The sequence below is a fragment of the Streptacidiphilus anmyonensis genome, from assembly GCF_000787855.1.
Lineage (GTDB): Bacteria > Actinomycetota > Actinomycetes > Streptomycetales > Streptomycetaceae > Streptacidiphilus > Streptacidiphilus anmyonensis.
Genome location: NZ_BBPQ01000088.1, coordinates 1 through 10,251 on the forward strand (window position 1 = coordinate 1; position 10,251 = coordinate 10,251).

A 10,251-nucleotide genomic window follows, 5' to 3' on the forward strand; every position below is an offset into this window, starting at 1 on the left:
GATCAGGCAGGCCGTCCAGCTGCGAATCCGGTGGGGGACATGTGATCGTCTGGCTCAACGGCGCGTTCGGCGCCGGCAAGACCACGACCGCGCGCGAGCTCCAGCAGCTGATCCCCGGGTCCCGTGTCTTCGACCCCGAGGAGGTCGGAACGTTGTTGCGGGACCGCCTCCTCCCGCCCGAGCGGCTCGCGGGGCTCGGCGACTACCAGGACCTCCTCGCCTGGCGTCGCCTCGTGCCCGACACCCTCGCCGCGCTCCAGGCCCAACTCGGCGAGGACGTCCCGCTGCTCGTCCCGATGGCGCTGCACCGCCAGGACTACCGGGACGAGATGTTCGGGGCGCTCGCGTCCAGATGCATCGACGTGCACCACCTCGTCCTCCACGCTGAGGAAACGGTTCTGCGCAAGCGCATCGAGGCCGACGGAGTCGAGGCCGGGGCACGCGAGTGGCGTCTCGCCCACCTCGACGTGTACGCGGAGGCGCTGCCCTGGCTCCGGGACGACGCGGCCTTCGTCGACACGGCGGAGCTGACGCCGCGCCAGGCGGCCGAGCAGGTCCGCTCGCTGCTCCGCGCGGGCGCGGCACGCGTCCCGATCGTTCAGGACCCCGTCGCGGCCGGCGACACCGTCGCGGCGGCGGTGCTCCTCTTCGACGAGTCGGACCGCGTGCTGCTGGTCGACCCGGTCTACAAGCCGGGCTGGGAGTTCCCCGGCGGCGTCGTCGAGACCGGGGAGGCCCCCACCGCGGCGGCGGTCCGCGAGGCGGCGGAGGAACTGGGCGTCACCCTGCACGCGGACGACCTCCGGCTGCTGGTCGTCGACTGGGAGCCCAAGCGCGGACCCCGCTCCGGCGGCCTCCGCCTCGTCTTCGACGGCGGCGTGCTCGACCCCGCGGAGCAGGCGGGACTCACCCTCCCCGCCGCCGAGCTGCGCGGCTGGCGCTTCGTCCCCGCGGCGGAGTGGGACGCCCACCTCGCCCCGAACAAGGCCGCCCGCCTCCGCGCGGCCCTCGCCGCGCGCGCCGCGGGCGCCGTCGCCTACCTCGAAGCAGGCCTGCCGCGCTGAGGAGGAACGGCCTTCGGCCTGGTTCGCGACGATCCGAGTCGACCCGCCTCCGCTCGGACCCCACGCCGAGCCGCGGCCCGCATCACTGCTCCGCCACGTCTTACGTCAACCCGCACCGCGGGGTTCTGCGGGCAGCTGTCAGGATGGGGTGCGTGCCGTTCACCTTCAGTCATCCCGTCGCCGTGCTGCCGCTGTTGCGTGCGGGACGCGGGCGTGGGCCGCTGGTTGCCTCGGGGCTGGTCGCGGGGTCGCTGGCGCCGGATCTGCCGTACTTCCTCGACAGTCCGCTGCCCGGTACCTACGGGCTGGGGCGGCTGACGCACCGGGCGTGGGCCGTGCCGACGCTCGACGTCGCCCTCGCCGCCGGGCTGGTCGCGGCGTGGCACGGGTTGCTGCGGGAGCCCACCGTCGCGCTGTTGCCGCCCGGCGTCGCCGGGAGGGCGGACGCGTTGACCGCGCCCACCCGCAAGCCGCGGGACCTGCGGGCCGCCGACGCCGCGTGGTTCGCGGCGTCCGCCGCGATCGGGGCGTTCACCCATGTGGGTTGGGACGCGTTCACCCATCACGGTCGCTGGGGTGAACGGCACTACCCGGCGCTGGGTCACCGTATCGGGGGAAGGATGCCGGTCTATCAGGCCCTGCAGTGGGCCTCCTCCGCCGCCGGTCTCGCCGTGCTCGGGGTCGCCGCCCGCAGGACGCTCGCACTCGCCCCACCTGCGCCGACGCCGCCCGGCCGGGGACACGCGGGCGGCCTCGGCGTGGTCGCCGCCGCGACCGCGCTCGGCGCGGCGCACCGGCTGCGCCGGGACGTGGCGCGGCACCCGGGCAGGCGGCCGACGGGGAACGACCTCGTCGGGGCCGTCTCCTTCGGCGGCGGCGCGGGCGCCGCGCTGGGCCTCGCCGGGTGGGCGCTGTCCGCGCTCCGCTCGACCCGCGCCAGTAATATGACCGATCGTGAGCGAGAACCAGCGCCCTGGCGCAGATGACATCGAGACCCGGTCGGATGCGCAGCCGGACGCGCAGCTGGACGCGCAGACGCACGTGCAGGCGGACGTGCAGCCGGACGTGCTCGCCGGCGCAGCGGTGCTCGCCGCACCGGCCGTGCTCGACGGGCCGGACGGGCTGGACGAGCTGGGTGGCGTCTGGGACGTCGTCGTCGTGGGCGCGGGCCCGGCCGGCGCGTCGGCCGCCTACGCCGCGGCGGACGCCGGCGCCTCCCGCGTGCTGCTGCTCGACAAGGCCGCGCCGCCCCGCTACAAGACCTGCGGCGGCGGCATCATCGGCCCGTCCCGCGACTCGCTCCCGCCCGGCTTCCAGCTTCCGCTGAAGGACCGGGTCCACGCCATCACCTTCACGCTCGGCGGTCGGTACGAGCGCACCCGCCGCTCCAAGCGGATGCTCTTCGGCCTCGTCAACCGCGACGAGTTCGACCACGGCCTGGTCCAGGCGGCGGAGAAGGCGGGCGCGACGCTGGTCGCCGGCGTCACCGTCACCGGCGTGACGCAGCCGGAGGAGTCCGACGGCGGCCTCGCACTGGTCACCCTCCAGGACGGCCGCGTGGTCCGGGCGCGCGCCGTCGTGGGCGCGGACGGCAGCGCGGGACGCGTGGGCGCGCACGTCGGCGTCGTCTTCGACCAGGTCGACCTCGGGCTCGAGGCCGAGATCCCCGTGCCGCCCGCGGTCGCCGAGACCTGGCGCGGCCGGGTGCTGCTGGACTGGGGCCCGCTGCCCGGCTCCTACGGGTGGGTCTTCCCCAAGGGCGACAGCCTGACCGTGGGCGTCATCGCGGCGCGCGGCAAGGGCGCGGAGACGCGCGCCTACCTGAAGGAGTTCATCGCCCGCCTCGGCCTGGCCGGGTACGAGCCGAGCGTCGAGTCCGGCCACCTGACGCGCTGCCGTGCGGAGGAGTCGCCGCTGTTCCGTGGCCGCGTCCTGGTCGCGGGCGACGCGGCGGGCCTGCTGGAGCCGTGGACCCGTGAGGGCATCAGCTACGCGCTGCGGTCCGGTCGGCTGGCGGGCAAGTGGGCGGCGCGGATGAGCCGCGCGGACGGCGAGGGCGCGGTGCGCCGGGAGGCGCTGGGTTACACCTTCGACATCCGCGCCGGACTCGGCGAGGAGATGCGCGTCGGGCGACGGATGCTCGCCGCCTTCGAGCGTCGCCCTCAGGCGTTCCACGCCGCGGTCCTCGGGTTCCGTCCGGCCTGGCGGGCCTTCGCCCGGGTCACCCAGGGGCACACCACCTTCGCCCGGCTGACCCACGAGTACGGCTTCGCCCGTCAGACGATCGCCTTCCTCACCCGCCGCTGAACGCGTTCCGTGCCGGCGGCCGACCGGCCTGACCGGCCTGACCGGCCTGACCGTCCGTTGGCGGACGGCCCGCCGACGCCGCGGCCGGTACTCCCGCCGGTACTCCCGGGGGAGTACGGGACTCCACCGCGACGAGGGGACGCCACCGGCGATCATCCGGCATACCGTTCCCCTATGAGATACCGCCGGCGCGGGGAGCGCCCGCCGCGCCCGCCCTTCGTGCTGCCGGTCGTGATCGGGTTCATCCAGGTGGTCGGGACGAACGCGGTCGCCCGGCACCACACGAGCTGGAGCGGACGGCCGCTCGACACCTTCGCGTACGTGCTGCTGCTGGCCGGGCCCGCGCTGCTGCTGTTCCGGCGGCAGTTGCCGGTGCCGGTGTTCGCGGGGACGGCCGCCATCGCCGGGGCGTACCTGCTGCTGCGGTACCCGTACGGGCCGATCGTGCTGAGCGTGCTGGTCGGGTACGTGACGGCGGTCATGGCGGGCCGCCGTCGTGCGGCGTGGATCATCCTCGGCACGCTCTACGCGGCGCACGTCGTGGCCAACAGCATCACGCACGCGCTGAGCTGGCCGCTCGAGCTCGGGCTGCTGGCGTGGCTGCTGGTGGTCGTGGCCGCCGCGGAGCTGATGCGGACGCGCGTCGAGCAGCGGCGGCAGTGGCGGCTGGCGCGCGAGGAGCGCGAGGCGCGGGTCGCCGACGAGCAGCGGCTCGCCATCGCGCGCGAGCTGCACGACGTGCTGGCGCACAGCATCTCGCTGATCAACGTGCAGGCCGGGGTGGCCCTGGAGCTGATCGACGACGATCCCGAGCAGGCGCGGACGGCGTTGCGCACCATCAAGGACACGAGCAAGCAGGCGCTCGGCGAGGTCCGCCAGGTGCTCGGCTCGCTGCGGACCGGGACGATGAGCGGAGCGGCGCCGGGGACGGCGACGGGGACGGGGTCGGCGGCCGGCTGGACCGCGGGGTCCGCCGTGCCCGGCGGCGGCACGGCGGGCGGGCCCGCCGCGCCCCGCAGCCCCGCGCCGGATCTGGACCGCCTGGACGAACTCGTGCGGCAGGCGGCGGCGGCCGGTCTGACCGTCACGGTCCGCCGCGAGGGGACGAAGCGTCGGCTGCCGCCGGGAGTCGGGCTCGCCGCCTTCCGGATCGTGCAGGAGGGGCTGACCAACGTGCTGCGGCACTCCTCCGCCCGCACGGCCGAGGTGGCCCTCGACTACCGGCCCGCCGACCGGCTGCTGCTCACCCTGGAGGATCCCGGTCCGGCCTCCGCCGCCGGAGGGCCCCGCGCGGGCGGCAGCGGCAGCGGGCTGATCGGGATGCGGGAGCGCGCGAGCGCGCTGGGCGGGTCCGTCGAGGCCGCGCCCACCACGTCCGGCGGGTTCCGCGTCCACGCCGAACTACCGTTGCACGCATAGGACATCAAGGCATCAAGGGGACAGATGATCCGGGTAGTGCTCGCCGACGACCAGCAGCTGGTCCGCGCCGGCTTCCGCGCGCTGCTGGACGCCCAGTCGGACGTCACGGTCGTCGCCGAGGCGGACGACGGGGTGCAGGCCGTCGCCCGCGCGCGTGAACTCGTGCCGGACGTCGTGCTGATGGACATCCGCATGCCCGAGCTGGACGGCCTCTCCGCCACGCGTCAGATCTGCTCGGATCCGGCGCTGGCCGACGTCAAGGTCGTCGTGCTGACCACCTTCGAGCTGGACGAGTACGTCTTCGAGGCGCTGCGCGCGGGTGCGGCGGGCTTCCTGGTCAAGGACACCGAGCCGGCGGAGCTGGTCCGTGCAGTGCGCGCCGCGCACGCGGGGGACGGGCTGCTGTCGCCGGGCGTGACGCGGCGCCTGATCGCGGAGTTCGCCGCCCGGTCCAAGGAGCCGGAGCAGCCCGCGTCGCTGGCCCGGCTGACCGACCGCGAGCGCGAGGTGCTCGCCCTGGTCGGCCTCGGCCTGACCAACGAGGAGATCGCCGGTCGCCTGGTGGTGAGCCCGCTGACGGCCAAGACGCACGTGAGCCGGACCATGGTGAAGCTCGGTGCGCGCGACCGGGCGCAGTTGGTGGTGCTCGCCTACGAGTCGGGGCTGGTCCGGCCGGGCTGGCTGGGCTGAGCGGCCTGAGCGGACTGAGCGGGCTGCTGGGCGGGCCGGGCCCCTTCCAACGCCAGGGCCTCCTCGCGTTCGCGGTAGTAGCGCTCCAGCAGCGCGGGCATCTCGCGCCGCAGGAACGTGAAGAACTGCAGCGACTCGTCGAGCCGGGACGATGCGGGGGAGTCCTCGCCGAGCAGCCGGATGCCCTCGGTCAACGCGCTCTGCCAGCGGCTGAGCACGAAGTCGCGCTGGAGCATGGCCTCGCGCCAGACCTCGTCGAAGACCCGGTACCGGTCCCGGCGTGAGCCCGGGTCGCGCTCGCGGCCGACCAGCTGGAGCTGGGAGAGGTAGCGCACGGCGCCGGAGACGGCGGCGGGGCTGATCCGCAGCGTCTCGGCGAGCTCGGCGGCGGTGAGCCGGCCGCTGTCGGCGGTCATCAGGGCGACGAAGACGCGCGCGGGCATGCGCGGGAAGCCGGTGTCGGTCAACACGCCCGCGAATCGCTCGATGTAGGCGTGGAACTCGTCCGGATCCGGGGTCATGCGATCACCCTACCGACCGTCGTTTCAGTGAATTCCCTATATTCACGAATTCATGAAGACAGTGTAGCGTCGGGGTCATGACGACGGCCATCGACGTGTCCGGGCTGGTGAAGACCTTCGGCCGGACCCGCGCCCTGGACGGACTGGACCTCAGTGTCGCCCAGGGTGAGGTGCACGGTTTCCTCGGGCCGAACGGCGCGGGCAAGTCCACCACCATCCGCGTCCTGCTCGGCCTGATCCGGGCCGACGCGGGCCGCACCACCCTGCTGGGCGGCGACCCCTGGCGCGACTCGGTCGCGCTGCACCGGCGCCTCGCCTACGTCCCCGGCGACGTGACGCTCTGGCGGGGGCTCACCGGCGGAGAGGTGATCGACCTCCTCGGGCGGCTGCGCGGCAACGGCGCCGACCGCGAACGCCGCGCCGCCCTGCTGGAGCGCTTCGAGCTGGACCCGACCAAGAAGGGCCAGACCTACTCCAAGGGCAACCGTCAGAAGGTCGCCCTGGTGGCCGCGTTCTGCTCGGACGCCGAGCTGCTGATCCTGGACGAGCCCACCTCCGGGCTCGACCCGCTGATGGAGGAGGTCTTCCGCGCCTGCGTCGCCGAGGAGCGCGACCGCGGCCGGACGGTCCTGCTCAGCAGCCACATCCTGTCCGAGGTCGAGGCGCTGTGCGACCGCGTCAGCATCATCCGCGCCGGACGCACGGTCGAGACCGGCACCCTGGCCGAGCTGCGCCACCTGACCCGCACCTCCGTCACCGCGGAGCTGGCCGCACCGCCCACCGGGCTGGACGCCCTGCCGGGTCTGCACGACGTCGAGCTGCACGGCACCACGCTGCGCTGCCAGGTCGACACCGACCACCTCGACGCGCTGCTGCGCGCCCTCACCGCGGCCGGCGTCCGCTCGCTGACCAGCCGTCCGCCGACGCTGGAGGAGCTGTTCCTGCGCCACTACGAGCCGGAGGGCCCGGCGGCCGCCGCCGAGGTGAGGTCGTCGTGAACATCACCGGGACCGGCCCGCTGCTGCGGTTCGCGCTGCGCCGCGACCGGATCATGCTGGCCTGCTGGATCTACGCGCTGCTGGCCTCCGTCCTCGGCACGGCCGTCTCCTTCCGCTCGCTCTACCCGACCACCTCCTCCCGCGAGCAGCTCGCGACCAGCATCAACGACAACGGCTCGCTGCGGGCGCTGTACGGGGCGGTCTACGACACCGGCAGCATCGGCGCGCTGACGGCGTGGCGGATCCTCGGACTCGGCGGCCTGCTGCTCGGCCTGCTCTGCGTGCTGCTGGTCACCCGGCACACCCGGGCCGAGGAGGAGTCAGGGCGCCTCGAGCTGCTGGGCGCGGGCGCGATCGGGCGCGGTGCGCCGCTCGCCGCCGGCATCGGCACGGCGCTGACCGCCTCCGCCGTCGTCGGCGTCATCACCGCCGTCTTCCTCGCCGGGAGCGGCGAGCAGGTGAACGGCTCGCTCGCCTTCGGCGCCGCGCTGTTCGGCTGCGGCGTCTGCTTCGCGGGCGTCGCCGCCGTCGCCGTGCAGCTGGCCGAGACCGGGCGGGCCGCGAACGGCATCGGCGGAGCGGTCCTCGGCCTCGCCTTCCTGCTGCGCGCCGCGGGCGACGCCGCAGGCGGCAACGGGCCCGAGTGGCTGCTCTGGCTCTCCCCGCTGGGCTGGGCCGAGCGGGTCCGCCCCTACGACGACAACGCCTGGTGGCTGGTCGCCCTGCTGCTGGCGGCGGGCGCCGCGCAGACCGCCCTCGGGTACTGGCTGGCCGGACGCCGCGACCTCGGCGGCGGCCTGCTGCCGCAACGCCCCGGCCCGGCCGCCGCCGCGTCCTCGCTGCGCGGCTCGCTCGGCCTGGCCTGGCGGCTCCAGCGCGGCAGCCTGCTCGGCTGGACCGTCGGCTTCGCGATCGGCGGCGCGCTGCTCGGCGGCATCAGCAAAGGCGTGGACCAGCTGGTCTCCAGCAGCGCGGGCGTCCAGCAGATCGTGCAGCGGATGGGCGGCAGCAGCCAGGTGACGAACGCCTACCTGGCCACCGCGATGAACCTGCTGGCCATGGTCGCCGCCGTCTACGCCGTCCAGACCGCGCTGCGCCTGCGCGGCGAGGAGACCTCGGGCCGCGCCGAACCGGTGCTCGCGTCGGGAGTGCGACGGCTCACCTGGGCGGGCAGCCACCTGGTCTACCCGCTGCTCGGCTCCGCCGTCCTGCTCCTGGCGGGCGGCCTGACGGCCGGGCTCGGCGCGGGCGTGGTCTTCGGCGACGTGCCGAGCTGGACGGGCAGGCTGCTGGTCGCCGGGCTGGTCCAGCTGCCCGCGGTGTGGGTCTTCGCGGCCGTGACGGTCGCGCTGTTCGGGCTGGTGCCGCAGTGGACCGGCGCGGCCTGGGGCGTGCTGGGCGTGCTGCTCTTCATCGCCTACCTCGGCCCCGCCCTGAACGCCGGTCAGTGGCTGCTGGACCTCACGCCGTTCACCCACATCCCCAAGCTCCCGGGCTCCGCCTTCCACGCGGCCCCGCTGCTGTGGCTGACGCTCCTCTCCGCCCTCCTGGCGGGCACAGGCCTCGCGGGCCTGCGCCGCCGCGACATCGGCTGACCGGCACGGTGAGGCGCGTCACCATCGGCGGGTGGTGATCACGGGGCACTGTCGGGCGGGTGCCTGGCTGCATAGGCTGGCCCTGCGCCGTCGCCACAGGGTCGTGGCCGGCCGATCCCGGGAAGGACACGCACCGATGACCTCCGACGCAGAGCCGCTGGTCCGTTACGCCGTCGACCGCGGCATCGCGACGCTGACGCTCGACTCGCCCGCCAACCGCAACGCCCTCTCCTCACGGCTCGTCGCCGAGCTGGAGCAGGGGCTGGCCGAGGCCGGCAAGGATCCGGCCGTCCGCGCCGTCGTGCTCACGCACACCGGCGGCACCTTCTGCTCCGGCGCGGACCTCTCCGAGGCCACCGGCGGCGACCCGACCGCCAACCCGCGCCGCCTGGTCACCGCGATGCGCAGCGTGCTGGAGTCGGCCAAGCCGGTCGTCGCCGTCATCGACGGCCACGCCCGCGCGGGCGGCCTCGGCCTGCTCGGCGCCTGCGACATCGTGCTGGCCGGACCGGCCTCCACCTTCGCCTTCACCGAGGTGCGGCTCGGCCTCGCGCCCGCCGTGATCTCGCTGCCGCTGCTGCCGCGCCTGGACCCGCGCGGCGCCTCGCGCTGGTACCTGACCGGCTCGGTCTTCAAGACCGCGGAGGCGCAGCGGATCGGCCTGATCACCGACGCTGTCGAGAACCCGCAGGAGGCCCTGACGGAGATCGTCGACGCCTTCCGCAAGGCCAGCCCGCAGGGGCTCGCCGAGACCAAGCGGCTCGTCACCGCCGACGTGCTCCGGGTCTTCGAGCGCGACGGGGAGTCGATGGTGGCGCAGTCCGCGCTGCTCTTCGGCTCGGAGGAGGCGCGCGAGGGCATGCTGTCGTTCCTGGAGCGCCGCCCGCCGGTCTGGGCGACCGAGTAGGACCCGCACGAACCCACGGGCCCACCGACAGGCGGACCCACCGACAGGCGGACCCACGGACAGGCGGACCGACGGATGCGGGGCGGGGCTGTGACGCAGACCTCGCCCCGCGCCCGGTTACCCACCGGTTAACGTAGGCGCATGTCGTTCGCCGAGAAGATACGCCGCGGGAGCCGCGGCCTCGCCTCCCGCGTGGTCCACCGCGGCTGGACGTGGGTGCGGGAGGCGGGCGCGGTCAGCGCCGAGCAGCCCGGACCGCTGCGCTTCGCCGAACTCGGCGCGTTCACGAAGCTGGCCTTCCCGCAGGGGACGATCTTCAACGAGCACGCCATCGCGATCGGCTGCTACTCGATCATCGGCGAGCGGGTCTCCATCTCGGCGGGTTTCGCCCCCGGCCTGAAGCTCTCCGGCGAGCCCGTCGTCCGCATCGGCGACGGCTGCGTCATCGGCCGGGACACCAACATCGTCGGCCACGAGTCGATCGTCATCGAGGACAACGTCTGGACCGGTCCGAGCGTCTACATCTCGGACCAGAACCACTCCTACGACGATCCGCACCTGCCCATCGGCAAGCAGTGGCCGCGCAACCAGCCGGTCCGCATCGGCGCGGGCAGCTGGATCGGGACGGGGGCCGTGGTCCTGCCCGGCGCGGACATCGGCCGCAACGTCGTCGTCGCGGCCAACGCGGTCGTGCGCGGACACGTCCCGGACAACACCGTCGTGGCGGGCGCGCCCGCCCAACCCGTCCCC

At 74.6% G+C, this 10,251-nt stretch carries 10 protein-coding genes; 9 read left to right on the forward strand and 1 reads right to left on the reverse strand.

The genetic code is table 11. The features are described 5' to 3' along the window. The 5 genes from TR50_RS38245 to TR50_RS38265 form a co-directional block, all read left to right on the forward strand. Positions 1-1,064, forward strand: a 1,064-nt coding sequence (locus TR50_RS38245) for an NUDIX hydrolase (protein WP_369405811.1), incomplete at its 5' end; no start/stop codon positions are given. A gap of 152 nt (positions 1,065-1,216) precedes the next feature. Beyond that, positions 1,217-2,050: a DUF4184 family protein gene (locus TR50_RS38250; RefSeq protein WP_042433620.1), complete on the forward strand. Its 834-nt coding sequence runs from the start codon at positions 1,217-1,219 to the stop codon at positions 2,048-2,050. 115 nt (positions 2,051-2,165) lie between these two features. Next, entirely contained in the window at positions 2,166-3,371 is a 1,206-nt protein-coding gene (locus TR50_RS38255; protein WP_042433684.1) for a geranylgeranyl reductase family protein, read from the forward strand. A gap of 174 nt (positions 3,372-3,545) precedes the next feature. Next, complete coding sequence (locus TR50_RS38260) at positions 3,546-4,790, forward strand: sensor histidine kinase (protein ID WP_042433623.1); 1,245 nt, start codon at positions 3,546-3,548, stop codon at positions 4,788-4,790. 24 nt (positions 4,791-4,814) lie between these two features. Next, a complete protein-coding gene (locus TR50_RS38265) occupies positions 4,815-5,480 on the forward strand; it encodes a response regulator transcription factor (RefSeq protein WP_042433627.1) in 666 nt (221 codons plus the stop codon). Here the strand turns inward: TR50_RS38265 and TR50_RS38270 are convergent. After that, a complete protein-coding gene (locus tag TR50_RS38270) occupies positions 5,441-6,001 on the reverse strand; it encodes a GbsR/MarR family transcriptional regulator (RefSeq protein ID WP_063775236.1) in 561 nt (186 codons plus the stop codon). The genes TR50_RS38265 and TR50_RS38270 overlap by 40 nt on opposite strands. Positions 6,002-6,078: 77 nt before the next feature. On the opposite strand from TR50_RS38270, the gene TR50_RS38275 reads away from it, so the two are divergent. From TR50_RS38275 to TR50_RS38290, 4 genes are all read left to right on the forward strand, one after another. Continuing rightward, positions 6,079-6,999 (forward strand): ABC transporter ATP-binding protein, encoded by a 921-nt coding sequence (locus tag TR50_RS38275; protein WP_042433630.1) that lies wholly within the window; start codon positions 6,079-6,081, stop codon positions 6,997-6,999. Continuing rightward, the gene (locus TR50_RS38280) at positions 6,996-8,594 is read left to right on the forward strand and encodes an ABC transporter permease (RefSeq protein ID WP_042433634.1); all 1,599 of its coding nucleotides are present in this window, start codon (positions 6,996-6,998) and stop codon (positions 8,592-8,594) included. Before TR50_RS38275 ends, TR50_RS38280 begins: the two co-directional genes overlap by 4 nt. A gap of 136 nt (positions 8,595-8,730) precedes the next feature. Then, positions 8,731-9,501: an enoyl-CoA hydratase family protein gene (locus TR50_RS38285; RefSeq protein WP_042433636.1), complete on the forward strand. Its 771-nt coding sequence runs from the start codon at positions 8,731-8,733 to the stop codon at positions 9,499-9,501. Positions 9,502-9,642: 141 nt separating this feature from the next. After that, positions 9,643-10,251 (forward strand): acyltransferase (locus tag TR50_RS38290; RefSeq protein WP_042433639.1); only part of this gene is annotated, 609 nt, incomplete at its 3' end.